Source organism: Cellulomonas sp. P4_D11 (assembly GCF_056401915.1).
The window spans coordinates 91,425-104,389 of the sequence record NZ_JBFUIK010000016.1 but is presented as its reverse complement, the minus strand read 5'-3'; the positions used below and the strand labels follow the sequence as shown (position 1 = coordinate 104,389).

At 70.6% G+C, this 12,965-nt stretch carries 11 protein-coding genes and 1 pseudogene; 11 read left to right on the top strand and 1 reads right to left on the bottom strand.

Translation table 11 applies throughout. The features are described 5' to 3' along the window. The 9 genes from AC1DT4_RS12165 to AC1DT4_RS12125 form a co-directional block, all read left to right on the top strand. Window positions 1-225: hypothetical protein (locus AC1DT4_RS12165; RefSeq protein WP_477090051.1), on the top strand; the 225-nt coding region annotated here is incomplete at its 5' end. A gap of 91 nt (window positions 226-316) precedes the next feature. Continuing rightward, window positions 317-1,954: a M15 family metallopeptidase gene (locus tag AC1DT4_RS12160; RefSeq protein WP_477090050.1), complete on the top strand. Its 1,638-nt coding sequence runs from the start codon at window positions 317-319 to the stop codon at window positions 1,952-1,954. A 619-nt stretch (window positions 1,955-2,573) separates the two neighbouring features. Then, window positions 2,574-3,161, top strand: a complete 588-nt coding sequence (locus tag AC1DT4_RS12155) for a redoxin domain-containing protein (protein ID WP_477090049.1) — start codon at window positions 2,574-2,576, stop codon at window positions 3,159-3,161. 422 nt (window positions 3,162-3,583) lie between these two features. Further along, entirely contained in the window at window positions 3,584-4,531 is a 948-nt protein-coding gene (locus tag AC1DT4_RS12150) for an alpha/beta hydrolase (RefSeq protein WP_477090048.1), read from the top strand. A gap of 29 nt (window positions 4,532-4,560) precedes the next feature. Then, complete coding sequence (locus AC1DT4_RS12145; RefSeq protein ID WP_477090047.1) at window positions 4,561-5,283, top strand: alpha/beta fold hydrolase; 723 nt, start codon at window positions 4,561-4,563, stop codon at window positions 5,281-5,283. Between the two features lie 42 nt (window positions 5,284-5,325). Beyond that, complete coding sequence (locus AC1DT4_RS12140; RefSeq protein WP_477090046.1) at window positions 5,326-6,078, top strand: SDR family oxidoreductase; 753 nt, start codon at window positions 5,326-5,328, stop codon at window positions 6,076-6,078. A 62-nt stretch (window positions 6,079-6,140) separates the two neighbouring features. After that, window positions 6,141-7,025 (top strand): alpha/beta hydrolase, encoded by an 885-nt coding sequence (locus AC1DT4_RS12135; protein WP_477090045.1) that lies wholly within the window; start codon window positions 6,141-6,143, stop codon window positions 7,023-7,025. A 188-nt stretch (window positions 7,026-7,213) separates the two neighbouring features. Further along, the gene (locus AC1DT4_RS12130; RefSeq protein ID WP_477090044.1) at window positions 7,214-7,786 is read left to right on the top strand and encodes an NADPH-dependent FMN reductase; all 573 of its coding nucleotides are present in this window, start codon (window positions 7,214-7,216) and stop codon (window positions 7,784-7,786) included. Between the two features lie 22 nt (window positions 7,787-7,808). Then, window positions 7,809-8,234 carry an AraC family transcriptional regulator gene (locus AC1DT4_RS12125; protein ID WP_477090043.1) on the top strand — a complete coding sequence of 142 codons (426 nt, stop codon included), beginning with the start codon at window positions 7,809-7,811 and terminating at the stop codon, window positions 8,232-8,234. 145 nt (window positions 8,235-8,379) lie between these two features. Here AC1DT4_RS12125 and AC1DT4_RS12120 read toward each other — a convergent pair whose 3' ends face one another. Further along, a complete protein-coding gene (locus AC1DT4_RS12120; protein WP_477090042.1) occupies window positions 8,380-9,810 on the bottom strand; it encodes a dihydrolipoyl dehydrogenase family protein in 1,431 nt (476 codons plus the stop codon). A 368-nt stretch (window positions 9,811-10,178) separates the two neighbouring features. Between AC1DT4_RS12120 and AC1DT4_RS12115 the strand changes: the two are divergent. Both AC1DT4_RS12115 and AC1DT4_RS12110 read left to right on the top strand, forming a co-directional pair. Continuing rightward, window positions 10,179-10,610 (top strand): annotated as a pseudogene (locus tag AC1DT4_RS12115) (AAA family ATPase); the annotation flags it as partial. 132 nt (window positions 10,611-10,742) lie between these two features. Beyond that, window positions 10,743-12,938: a helix-turn-helix transcriptional regulator gene (locus AC1DT4_RS12110; RefSeq protein WP_477090054.1), complete on the top strand. Its 2,196-nt coding sequence runs from the start codon at window positions 10,743-10,745 to the stop codon at window positions 12,936-12,938. Window positions 12,939-12,965 lie beyond the last annotated feature (27 nt).

Below are 12,965 nucleotides of genomic sequence, written 5' to 3'. Positions count from 1 at the left end.
ATCGGACTACCCGCCGCCACCAACGTCGACGGCTACGTCCGACGCGACGCCACCCACTACCTGCTGTCCTTCTCCACCCCCACCACCACCGTGCCCACCCTGGGCACCACCCAGGACGAAGACATCATCGCCAACAACGCCGGCACCTGGACCACCCTCTTCGACGGCACCAGCCACGGCCTGACCAGCGACAACCTCGACACCGACGCCTTCGACACCCCCTGACAGCCCTGCTTCCCACCAGTGCCCCTGCGCATCACGTCCGTGGAGCTCCATGCCTGGCTCGCCGCGTCACCGCCTGGCCACCGCCCTCCTGATGGTCGGCGCGTCGCTGGCGCTCGCGGTGGTGGCGGGAGGGCCGGCGCTGGTCACCGCCTCGTGGATCGCGTCCGCGCACCGGCAGCAGCTGACGCTGACCGCGGCCAGCGAACGGGAGGGACACCGCGAGGCCGAGGTCACAGCGAGTGACGAGGCTGCCGAGGCCCTCGAGCTCGACAGCCTCCTGCGTCGGTCATTGACCGTGAGGACCGCGGCGGCGGTACTGGCCGGGACGGTCTCGCCGGTCCCGTCAGATTCTGTGGGATCGAAGACGGCCGTCGTCGTCACGCGGGTGGCCCCCGACGAGTCCTCTCCGAGGAACGAGGGGCAGGACTCCCTCGGAGTGACCCTGGTCGAGCTGCAGAATGCACTCGCACGGCGGGACGTGTCCGCTGCGCGACGGTTGGTGCACTCCGTCGAGCAGGCCGTCCTCGCAGCTGCCGTCGCGACCGCCGACGACGCAGTGCAGTCTGTCGAAGCGGACCGGGCCGCCTCGGCGGACCGCGAGCTCGTCGACCGTCTGGACCGCGCAGCACTTCTGACGCACCTCGCCGCCGCGGCACGAGCAGTCAGGCCGTCGGCGCGGCACGCCGCCCAGGCCCGCGAGCTGGCAGCCTCTCTGCACGCAACGGCTGATCCGACCCGAGTGGCCGACGAGCCGGCGGCCGACGGGACCGTGGCGGCACAGACCACGGACGGGTACGACAACGGCATGATCCCGCTCGAGGCGCTCTGCCCGGTGAGCTTTGCCCCGGCACACCGGTTGCGCTGCGACGCAGCCGACGCGCTCGACAGGCTGAACACCGCATTCCGTGCGGCCCTGGGCACAGACCTGACCCTCAGCGACTCGTACCGGAGCCTCGGCGGCCAGTACGCCGTGAAGAAGGTCAAGCCATTCCTCGCCGCGACACCGGGGACCTCGAACCACGGATGGGGGTTGGCGGTTGACCTCAGTGGTGGCGTCGAGTCCTACGACTCACGGCCGTACGCGTGGCTGAAGCAGCATGCCACCGAGTACGGCTGGCGACACCCGCCGTACATGGACCGGGGCGGATCCGGTCCCCACGAACCGTGGCACTGGGAGTTCGGGACGACCGACCACCACCCGTCAGCATCGAATCGAGACGAGCGCTCCTCCGCGGTGTTGCCCGACCGCACGGAACCGGCCCCTGCCACGTTGGTACCCAGCTCGTCGCACATCCCGCCGTCCGACCCGGTGCCCGTCGTGGTGCCCAGCTCCGCGGGGGGCCCAGTCTCCGAGGCGCAGTCCCCCGTCGTGCTCAGTGACGAACCGATCGAGGACTCGTCCCCAGCACAGTCCGTACCGCCAGCACTTCTCGAACCCTCCCTCCCGGACCCGGTACCACCAGCGTCGAATCAACCTGCGGATGTGAGTCCGGCGTGCACTGCCCAGACGATCCAGGGCTCATCGGGTCTCCCCCCGTTGCCCGACGAAACGGCCCCCGAGGCAGAGGTCACGTCGTCGCCGGCCTCTCCGTCGCCAGCCGGCGAGCTCGTACCGCCTGCTTCGAGCGACGAGCCACCGCCCCCAGCCTGTCCGGCTCATCTTGACCAGTCGGTCGACGATCACGCCGACCGAGCGATCCCGAGTGATGCGGCAGCCGTCGAGAGCTGACGCCAGCCCGACGGCTCAGCCGATCAGGTGGGACCCACAGCCGGGCCCGTCGACCGAATCGATGGTCACCGATGGGAGCCCGGGCCGCCAAGCGTGCGCCACTCGAGCGGGGCCCGGAGTCCACCGGGGTGCGCGCGGGACGGCCGCGGGGTCATCCGTGCGCCCCCAACCCAGCACCGACCGATCAGCTCGCCCGTGCCCGAGAGTCCTTCGGGGAAGGTCATGCTCACCTCGGCGCCGCTGGCGGTCGCGAGTCCGGCCGGGAAGGCGTAGCGGGGTTCATGGGTGGCGAGGGCGACGGCGAAGATCGGCGGCAGCGTCGGGAGCGAGCCATGCCGCGTCGTCGTCCGCAGTGTCGACGGGATCGCGTCAGAGCTGGCCGTCGGCGGCAGGACGACGGGACCGCCCCGGCGAACGTCGTGCTTGCGAGCCGTCCAGCGGAGGGCCGCGGCCGCGATGTGTAGGACGCGATGTGTCACGCGCGTCGGTGCTCCGTGGTCGGGAGGACGACACCCAGCGTGTAGGACGTCGTTCTGCAGGGCAGTTCTGCTGCCTTCGGCGTGCGTGGGTGTCCAGTCCTCGCCCGGTGACAGCCGGGCGCTCACCCACTGGAGAGACCATGCGACCTGACATCGTCCCCGGCGCGACGTTCCCGGACTACGCGCTGCCCGATCACACGAACACCCTGCGTCGGCTCAGCGAGATCCAGGGCCGCGACCCGATGATCCTGACGCTCGCCCGTGGGGCCTACTGCCCCAAGGAGCATCAGCAGCACCTGGATCTCGCTGCCTTCTTTCCCAAGATCGCGGTGGCGTACACCCGCGTCGCGACGATCACACCTGACACGCCGCGCGGCGCCCAGGAGTTCCGCGACGCGGTGGGGGCGCGCTGGCCGTTCCTCTCCGATCCTGGACGGACGGTGCAGCGCGACCTGGACATCCAGGAGTACACGGATCTCGCCGACGACCCGATGATCCCGCACACCCTCGTGCTCAAGCCTGGGCTCGTCGTCCACTCGATCTACAACGGCTACTGGTTCTGGGGCCGACCCTCGACCCTCGACCTCTGGCACGACCTGCGCGAGGTGACCCGGGAGATCCGCCCCGACTGGGATCTCACTTCGCCGGGTCTGCGGGAACGCTGGGACGCCGGGGACCGCACGCCGTTCTACGGCTTCAGCGATCCCGTCGTCCAGCCCGGCGGCTGAGACCTGGCGACCGGCACGACAGCAGGCTCCTGCGTATTCCTGCGCAGGAGCCTGCAGCGTTCTCACCTGCGCAGGACCTCCGCGGGTTCGTAGGTCCGCACTACGTGCTCGACCACGTGACCGCGGGACGCGACGGCGTGCGGCTGGGGACGACGGTGCTCGTGGGGGCATGGGACGCCTGATCGACCAGTAGAAGGCGGCCAGACATGACCACGACGACGACGGCCGATCCGGCACTTCGTGCGGCACAGCGAGGACCCGGGACTCGGCATGTCCCTCGTCTCCCCATCCCTCGACCAGCGACGTGACCCTCACCACCTCGGTGCCCGAGATGTCACATCTTCGAGATCAGCTCGGTCGGTTCTGCAGACCCACCGCCTGACAGGTCGGGTCATCACCACTCGAGCAGGAGGACGACCACCATGACACCCATCCTCGAACCCCTGGCGCAGGCGTTCGCCGACGCCACCTCGACGCCTCCGTTCGTGTACGAGCTCGGGCCTGACGGAGCGCGCAAGGTCCTCGACGACGTCCAGGCGGCAGCCGTGGAGAAGCTGCCCGTGTACGACCGGTGGATCGACGTGCCCGCCGAGGTCGGCGACGTCCGTGTGCGGATCGTCAAGCCGATCGGTGCACCGGCGTTCCTGCCCGCCATCCTGTACGTCCACGGCGGCGGCTGGGTCCTGGGCAACGCCGGCACGCACGACCGTCTCGTCCGCGAGCTCGCTGTGGGCGTCGGAGCGGCCGTCGTGTTCGTCGAGTACGACCGCTCCCCCGAGGCGCGCTACCCGGTCGCGATCGAGCAGGCGTACGCCACGGCCCAGTGGATCGTCCGGCACGGCCTGTCCGAGGGTCTCGACCCGGACCGGATCGCCGTCGCGGGCGACTCCGTCGGCGGGAACATGACCGCGGCGCTGACGCTCCTGGCCAAGCAGCGCGGGGACGTCACCTTCGTCCACCAGTCGATGTACTACCCCGTCACCGACGCGGCGCAGGACACGGACAGCTACCGCGAGTTCGCCGACGGGCCGTACCTCACGGCGAAGGCCATGGCGTGGTTCTGGGACGCCTACGCGCCGGACCACGAGGTGCGCTCGCAGATCACGGCGTCACCGCTGCGCGCCACGCTCGAGGAGCTGGCGGGCCTGCCGGAGGCGTTCCTGATCGTCGACGAGAACGACGTGCTCCGCGACGAGGGCGTGGCCTACGGGCGCCGGCTCGTGGAGGCCGGTGTCCGCACCACCTCGGTCGGCTACAACGCGACACTGCACGACTTCATGATGCTCAACCCCCTGCGGGCGAGCGCCGCCAGCACCGGTGCCATCGAGCAGGCGATCCAGGTCCTGCGCTCGGCACTGACGGTCGCCTGAACACCCATCCGAGAAGAAGGAGAACCCTCATGAGCACGAAGAAGCCCACCGTCGTCCTGGTCCACGGCGCGTTCGCCGAGTCCAGCAGCTGGCAAGGCGTGGTGGAACGGCTGCAGGCCCAGGCCGTTCCCGTCGTCGCCGTCGCCAACCCGCTGCGCAGCGTCGCCGGCGACGCCGCCTACGTCCGCGACGTCGTCGCCGACATCGCCGGCCCCGTCATCCTCGTCGGCCACTCCTACGGCGGGATCGTCATCACCGAGGCGGCCACCGACAACGACTCCGTCGTCGGCCTCGTGTACGTGAACGCGTTCGCACCCGAGCACGGCGAGAACGCGTTCGACCTCTCGGCCAAGTTCCCCGGCAGCACCCTCGGCGCCGCGCTCAAGGCCTACCCGGTCGCCACCGGAGGCAACGAGCTCGCGATCCGCCCGGACGTGTTCCGGCAGCAGTTCGTCGCCGACGTCCCGGCGGCGGTGGCCGACGTGCTGGCGGCGACGCAGCGGCCCGTGACCCAGGCCGCTCTGGTCGAAGGGCTCGCGTCGGAGAAGCCGGCGTGGTCGACGCTGCCGTCGTGGTTCGTCTTCAGCGACGCGGACCTCAACATCCCCGTCGCGCTGCACCGCTTCATGGCCGACCGCGCCGGTGCCCGCACCGCGACCGAGGTCGCCGACGCCTCGCACGCGATCTCGGTCTCCCGTCCCGACGCGGTGACCGCCACCATCCTCGACGCCGTCGAGCACTGGGACGACTGACCCCAGCATCACCACCTCCCCCTCAGAACGGAGAAAGCAGACATGAAGATCCTCATCATCGGAGGCACGGGCCACATCGGCTCCAACCTCACCGGCCTCCTGCGCGCCCAGGGCCACGACGTCACGCCCGCGGCACCCAGCACGGGCGTCGACACCATCACCGGGCAGGGCGTCGCCGAGGCGGTGGCGGGCCAGGACGTGGTCGTCGACGTCAGCAACGCCCCGGCGTGGGACGACCAGGCCGTGCTGCACTTCTTCACGACCTCGACGAGCAACCTCCTGGCCGCCGAGCGAACCGCCGGGGTCCAGCTGCACGTCGCGCTCACGATCGTGGGTGCGGAGCGCGCTCCGGACAGCGGCTACCTGCGCGCCAAGGTCGCCCAGGAGAAGCTCATCCAGGAGTCCGGCCAGCCCTTCACGATCGTCCGCTCCACGCAGTTCTTCGAGTTCGTCCGCGGCATCGCTGATTCCGCAGCCGACGGCGACACCGTCCGACTGCCGGGGGCCACCCTCCAGCCGATCGCCGGCGACGACGTCGCGCAGCTCCTGTGCGAGATCTCGACGTCCCCGGCGGCCAACGGGGTCATCGAGATCGCGGGACCCGAGGCCATCGGGCTCGACAACCTCGCCCGCCGGGCCCTCGAGCGCGACAACGACACTCGCGTCGTCGTGACGGACCCGGAGGCCCGCTACTTCGGCACCCGGCTCGAGGACTCGACCCTCACGCCGGGCCAGGGTGCCCGCATCGCGCCGACGCACTTCGGGGACTGGCTCACGACGCACCCCCGCGTCTGAGCCCTCACAGAGGACGGCGGGCGGTCCGTACCGCCCGCCGTCACGAACATCGAAGGACCCTCATGTTCGACGACTTCAGCGAACGGCTCCTGCGGACCGACCGTGGACCGGTCTTCGCGCGGGTCGGCGGCGACGGGCCTCCCGTCCTCCTGCTGCACGGCTACCCGCAGTCCCATCTGATGTGGCACTCGACCGCCCCCTTGCTGGCGCAGCACCTCACCGTCGTGGCCGTGGACCTCCCGGGGTACGGCGCATCCTTTCGTCCGGTGATCGCGAGCGACCACGCCCCGCACGCCAAGCGAGCGGTGGCCGTCGACCTGGTCGAAGCCATGGCCGACCTCGGCCACGACCGGTTCGCCGTCGCCGGCCACGACCGTGGCGGACGCGTCGCCTACCGGATGGCCCTCGACCATCCCGAGCACGTCACGGGAGTGGCCGTCTTCGACGTCGTGCCCACCGGCGAGGTCTGGGCACGGGCGGACGCGCTCCTCGCGCTCATGTACTGGCACTGGGGCTTCCTCGCGCAGCCGGCCCCTCTTCCCGAGCGCCTCATCGGCGCCGACCCCGACGCCTTCTTCGACCTCCACGTCAGAAGACTTGGCATCGGTGGCGCTGACGGTCGGTACCCACCGGCGCTCCTGGCGAGCTACCGCGCGCTCCTCGACGACCCGAGCATCGTCGAGGCCATCTGTGAGGACTACCGCGCCGCCGCGACGATCGACCGGGACCACGACGACGCGGACCTGCGCGCAGGTCGACGGATCGAAGCCCCTCTGCTCGCACTGTGGAGCGCACGGGGCGCTCTCCCGCGCCTGTACGGAGACGTGCTGGACGTCTGGCGGCCTTGGGCTCGACAGGTGTCAGGCCAAGGGCTGGACACGAGCCACTTCCTCGTGGAGGACGCCCCGGAAGCGGTCGCCCAACAGCTACGCACCCACTTCGGCTGACCGGACTCGCGACGCTCCTGCCTGGTGACCAGGAACCGGCACTTCGCGGTGTCGCGAGGCCCGACGTGACGGTCCGGTCGCGAGTCGCGGGACGTGAGCTCCCGACCTACCGTGGAGATGTCAGGTTCGTTGCGACGTCGATGTCGACGGCCGGACTCACGACCAACGGTCGCCGGGAACGGAACCCCATGTCTCGCACCTACAGGGTTGGGTACTTCGTCGGAAGCCTCTCGTCCACCTCCATCAACCGCGTTCTCTCCAAGGCGCTCATCCGACTGGCGCCCGGCGACCTCGAGTTCGTCGAGCTGCCCATCGGCAACCTCCCGCTGTACAGCCCCGACTACGACGCGGACTACCCGCCGGAGGCCCGAGCGCTCAAGGAGGAGATCGCCGGCATCGACGCGGTGCTGTTCGTCTCCCCCGAGTACAACCGGTCCATCCCGGGCGCCTTGAAGAACGCCATCGACTGGGCGTCGCGACCGTGGGGCCAGAACTCCTTCGACCACATGCCGGCAGCGGTGATCGGCGCGTCGATCGGGGCCATCGGCACGGCGGTCGGCCAACAGAGCCTGCGCGCTGTGCTCAGCTTCTGCAACGCCCGGCAGATGACGTCGCCCGAGGCGTACATCCACTACTCACCCGACGTCTTCCGCCCCGACGGCGAGGTCGACGACGACTCGACTGCCGCATTCCTGCGCGCGTTCATGGCCGAGTTCCACGATCATCTCGTGCGCGTCCTGACGGTGCTCCCGCGCGCCTGACCCAAGCGACAGCAGCGGCGGCATGTCGACATCGTTGTTCATGACTTCACCTGATCTCATCGACCGCGCGCCGGTCGCGGTGATGCAAGCGACCTGCGCAGACGACCTCGTCGAGATCCAGAGGCTCTGGCCCTGGTTCGAGGATCGAGTCGGGTTACGCGGCCGCAAGATGTACGCCGCTGCAGATGTTGTGGCGCAGACCTACACGACGTGCACGCCTGTGCGCGAAGGTGACGACCCAGCGCACCTGGGCCTCGAGGTGGGCGAACTGCCGGGCGGAAGGTTCCGTCGTGGTCGCCTGCGCGGGATGCCTCCCGAGGTCTACGCCTCGATCGGGCCCGGGCTCGAGGAGCTGGAGGCGGCGGGCGCGGTCGACAGATCGCGACCACTCGTCGAGTTCTACAGACGGCACGACGAGATCGAGCTGTGGGTACCTGTCACGTCCTGATCTGCACCGATGAGTGTCGGTTGCGCCGGAGCGTGAACCGATCGTCGCCTCGGTAGCGCCAGAATCGCCACGGCACAGCGGACCTTCTGACGGCCTGGTTCATCCGCGTCGCGAGCATCGAGCTCGTCCGGATGGCTCCGGCCCGTCAGGACCCGTCCGACGATGGTCTGCCGTAGCCCTCGAGCAGCCGGAGCCAGATCTCGCTGAGTGTCGGGTAGGCGGGCACGGCGTGCCAGAGTCGATCGAGGGGAACCTCCGCCACGATCGCGACCGTCGCGGCGTGGAGCAGCTCGGCGACGTCGGGACCGGCGAACGTGACGCCCAGGACGACGTGACGCTCTTCGTCGACCACCATGCGCGCCGTGCCGGTGTAACCGTCGGCGTGGACGCCGGCTCCGGCTACCTGACCGATCTCGTAGTCGACGACCCGGGTCGAGTATCCGGCTGCTTCCGCGGCTTCCGCGGTGAGCCCGACGGACGCAATCTCGGGGATGGTGAAGGTCACCTGCGGGACAGCGACGTGGTCGGCGCTGGCGACGTGCGTTCCCCAGTGCTCGGCGGAGACCGCTGAGCCGGTGGCGCGGGCGGCGATGACGTCACCTGCGGCCCTTGCCTGGTACTTGCCTTGGTGGGTCAGCAGGGCGCGTCGGTTGACGTCGCCGACGGCGTAGAGCCAGTCAATGCCGACCACGCGCAGGCTGTCGTCCGTCGCGAGCCACTCGCCGGGCGTCAGGCCGAGGGTCTCCAGTCCCATCCCGTGGGTTCGCGGTGAGCGGCCGGTGGCCACGAGCACCTCGTCGGCGACGACAGTTCCGGCGGTCGTCTCGAGGACGACCCCGTGGGCCGTGCGGGTGACCTGCTTCGTCTCGGTGTCGAGGAGCACCGTCGCGCCCATCAACTCGAGTGACCGAGCAACGAGCTCGCCGGCAAACGGTTCCATGGAGGACAGCAGGCCGCTGCGGGAGATGACGTGCACCTTCGCTCCGAAGCTGGCGTAGGCGGTGGCCATCTCCACCGCGACGACGCCGCCCCCGATGATGGCGAGGCTCTGCGGGATCGCCTGGGCGCTCGTCGCGTCGCGGCTGGTCCAGGGTCGCGCCGCGCGGAGCCCGTCGATGTCGGGCACGAGCGGGTCGGAGCCGGTCGTGACGGCGACGGCGTGCCGGGCCGACAGGACCGTCGTGGTTCCGCCCGGACCGGTGACCGTGACCTCGCGGGGGGCGGTGATGATGCCGTGGCCGCGTACCAGGGCGATGCCGGCCTGCACGACCCACCGTTCGGCGCCGGTGTCCGTCCAGTTGCTGGTGTAGTAGTCGCGGTGCGCAAGCACGGCGGCGACGTCCACCGCGCCGGTCACGGCGCTCGCCGCGCCCGGCACATGCCGGGCGGCGTGCAGCGCGTGCGCCGGCCGCAGCAGCACCTTCGAGGGCATGCACGCCCAGTAGGAGCATTCGCCGCCGACGAGCTCGTGCTCGACGAGCGCGACGGACAGGCCTCCTTGCACGGCGCGGTCGGCGACGTTCTCGCCCACGGCGCCGGCGCCCAGCACGATCAGGTCGTACTCGATGGTGTCCATCTCGGTCCCGTCGCCGAAGTGCTCCCGCCGCGTCCGCGGCCGTCGGTCACCGCGGACGGATGGCGGTCCGGTTCGTCCGTCCAGGTGACGTGTGCAGCGTGGTCCTCCGGCCTGCTGGTTCGCGCCCGTGAGACGCACGGGTGCACACCCTGGGGCGCCGCGCGCCACCGCCAGTCATTGTGCGCACCCGAGGTGTCACGCTCTAGACGATCTGGGCGGCGGGTGAGACGCTCGAAGGGCACCAGCCGTCAGAGCTCCGCCGAAGTCCTCACGGTGTCTGCGCCAGGCGGGAGTACCTCGACGAGAAACGGCGGGGGCAAGGTGTCCATCCATAGGCACTGCGTCGTGTCCGGAGAGCCTGACGGCTCATGACGAGCCGGGGCGGCGGTCTGCGCGGGCGCTCGACCGAGTGCGATGCCTTGGACCAGCTGCTCGACAGCGCTCGCGACGGCCGCAGCCAGGTCCTGGTGCTGCACGGTGAGGCTGGTGTCGGCAAGACGGCGCTCCTGGACTACCTGAGTGCTCGGGCATCGGGCTGTCGCCTCGCCCGCTCGTCCGGTGTGGAGTCCGAGATGGAGTTGCCGTTCGCGGGTCTGCACCAGCTCTGCTCCCCTTTCCTGGGCATGGTCGACCGCCTGCCGGTACCGCAGCGCGACGCCCTGCAGACGGCGTTCGGCATGCGTGAGGGAACGGTGCCCGACCGGTTCATGGTCGGGCTCGCCGTCCTGACCCTGCTGGCCGAGGTGGCAGAGAAGCAACCGCTGATCTGCGTCATCGACGACGCACAGTGGCTCGACCGGGCGTCGACCCAGACCCTGACCTTCGTGGCCCGACGGCTCCTCGCCGAGTCGGTCGCGGTGGTGTTCGCCCTCCGGGAGTTCGGCGCGCAGCAAGACCTGTCCGGGCTGGCCAAGCTCTCCATCGGCGGGCTCATGGACGCCGACGCGCGCGCCCTGCTGGAGACGGTGGTGACCTGGCCGCTCGACAGACAGGTTCGGGATCGGATCGTGGCCGAGGCGCGCGGCAACCCGCTGGCGCTCCTCGAGCTGCCGCGCGGTCTGTCCGCGTCGCAGCTCGCCTTCGGACCAGACGTTAGCGACCTGCCCTTGATCACCCGGATCGAGCAGGGTTTCCTGCGCAGGCTGCAGCCGCTTCCCCTGGACACGCAGCGCCTCTTGCTGCTCGCTGCGGCCGATCCGGTCGGGGATCCCGGGCTGATGTGGCGAGCCGCCGCGCTGCTCGACGTGGACCCCAACACCGCGACCGCGGCTGTCAGGGCGGGTCTCTTCGAGGTCGGGGCGCAGGTGCGCTTCCGACACCCCTTGGTGCGCTCGGCGATCTACCGGGCAGCCGGTGACGACGACCGGCGCGCCGTGCACCGTGCGCTCGCCGAGGCGACCGACGCCGCTGTCGACCCGGATCGGCGCGCCTGGCACCGGTCCAGCGCCGCAACCGGACCGGACGACGACGTCGCCGACGAGCTGGAGGCGTCCGCCGGTCGGGCTCAGAGCCGAGGAGGGATGGCGGCCGCGGCATCCTTCCTCGAGCACTCCTCCGCACTCACCGTCGACGGCGGCGCGCGTGCCCGACGTGCTCTGGCCGCAGCGCAGGCACACAAGCTCGCAGGAGCGTTCGACTCCGCACTCTCCCTGCTCTCCCAGGCGACCTCCGGACCACTGACTCCGGCGGAGGTCGCCCACGCGGACTTGCTGCGCGCGCAGATCGTCTTCACGACGACCTTCGGCTCCGCCGCCCCGCCGATGCTCGTCGAGGCAGCCCGGCAGCTCGAGCCGCTCGATCTGCGGCTGTCCCGCGACACCTACCTCGAGGCAATGGCGGCGGCACGGTTCGCGGCTGACGGGGACGGCCGGATCGTCGAGGAGGTGGCCCGAGCAGCGAGGAACGCACCTGCGGCACCGCAGCCGCGGACGGCGACCGACGTGCTCCTCGACGGCCTGGCGCTGAGGTACACCGAGGGGATGGCGGTAGCCCTCACGTCGATGCAGGCGGCGGTCGCCGCCTTCGGCAGCCCCGCACTCCCGCCGACCGAGGGGCTGCAATGGCTCTGGTACGCGGGCATGACGGCGCTCGAGCTCTGGGACGACGACGCCTGGCTCGCCCTCGCCGAACGCCACGTCCAACTGGTCCGCGATGTCGGGGTGCTGCCCTTGCTGCCGATCGCGCTGAGCACGCTCAGCGCGGTCCACGTGTGCGCCGGGGAGATGCACGAGGCGGCCGCCCTCAACGACGAGATCCGGCGGCTGACCGAGCTGCTCGGCGGCCAGCTGGGGCCCTACGCCCAGCTCAACTTCACTGCGACGCAGGGCCGTGAGGAGCCGGCTCTCGACCTGATCGAGTCAGCGATCGCGGACGCCAATGCGAAGGGCCAGGGCCTCGAGTACACGATCGCGAACGTCGCCGGCGCGATCTTGTACAACGGACTCGGCCGCTATCCCGAGGCCCTGGCAGCGGCCGAGCGGGCCGGCGCCCTGCCCGTGGATCGTGGCGGCAACATGTGGGCGCTCGCCGAGCTCGTCGAAGCCGCGCACCACAGCCGGGAGCCCGAGCGGGGACGGGACGCACTGCGCAGACTGAGCCAGATCACGGAGGCGACGGGCACGGACTGGGGCCTCGGGCTGCAGGCGAGCCTGCAGGCTCTGTTCAGCGAGGGCGATGACGCGGAACGACTCTTCCTGGAGGCCATCAATCGGCTCGGGCGGACCCGCGTGCATCTGGCCCTGGCTCGGGCGCACCTGCTCTACGGCGAGTGGCTGCGGCGCGAGAACCGCCGCCTGGACGCCCGCGGCCACCTGCGCACCGCGTACGAGATGCTGGCGGAGATGGGCGTCGAAGCCTTCGCCGAACGGGCCCGACGCGAGCTGGTGGCGACCGGTGAGATCGCGCGCAAGCGGGCGGTCGACACGCGCGACGACCTGACGGCGCAGGAGGAGCAGATCGCCCGGCTCGCTGCAGACGGCGACACCAACCCCGAGATCGGCGGAAAGCTGTTCATCAGCTCCCGCACCGTGGAGTGGCATCTACGCAAGGTGTTCACCAAGCTCGACATCTCCTCCCGCCGCCAGCTCAAGGACGCGTTGCCGGCACCGGCCCGAGCCGCCACCGCCTGAGAGCATCCGGCCCCGGTCACCGCACCG

What these genes read in the sequence shown, in the direction of transcription:
- AC1DT4_RS12155 (WP_477090049.1), top strand. Translation starts at nt 2,574, where the DNA reads ATGCGACCTGACATCGTCCCCGGCGCGACGTTCCCGGACTACGCGCTG.
- AC1DT4_RS12150 (WP_477090048.1), top strand. Translation starts at nt 3,584, where the DNA reads ATGACACCCATCCTCGAACCCCTGGCGCAGGCGTTCGCCGACGCCACC.
- AC1DT4_RS12125 (WP_477090043.1), top strand. Translation starts at nt 7,809, where the DNA reads ATGTCGACATCGTTGTTCATGACTTCACCTGATCTCATCGACCGCGCG.
- AC1DT4_RS12145 (WP_477090047.1), top strand. Translation starts at nt 4,561, where the DNA reads ATGAGCACGAAGAAGCCCACCGTCGTCCTGGTCCACGGCGCGTTCGCC.
- AC1DT4_RS12130 (WP_477090044.1), top strand. Translation starts at nt 7,214, where the DNA reads ATGTCTCGCACCTACAGGGTTGGGTACTTCGTCGGAAGCCTCTCGTCC.
- AC1DT4_RS12135 (WP_477090045.1), top strand. Translation starts at nt 6,141, where the DNA reads ATGTTCGACGACTTCAGCGAACGGCTCCTGCGGACCGACCGTGGACCG.
- AC1DT4_RS12160 (WP_477090050.1), top strand. Translation starts at nt 317, where the DNA reads ATGGTCGGCGCGTCGCTGGCGCTCGCGGTGGTGGCGGGAGGGCCGGCG.
- AC1DT4_RS12120 (WP_477090042.1), bottom strand. Translation starts at nt 9,810, where the DNA reads ATGGACACCATCGAGTACGACCTGATCGTGCTGGGCGCCGGCGCCGTG.
- AC1DT4_RS12140 (WP_477090046.1), top strand. Translation starts at nt 5,326, where the DNA reads ATGAAGATCCTCATCATCGGAGGCACGGGCCACATCGGCTCCAACCTC.
- AC1DT4_RS12110 (WP_477090054.1), top strand. Translation starts at nt 10,743, where the DNA reads ATGGACGCCGACGCGCGCGCCCTGCTGGAGACGGTGGTGACCTGGCCG.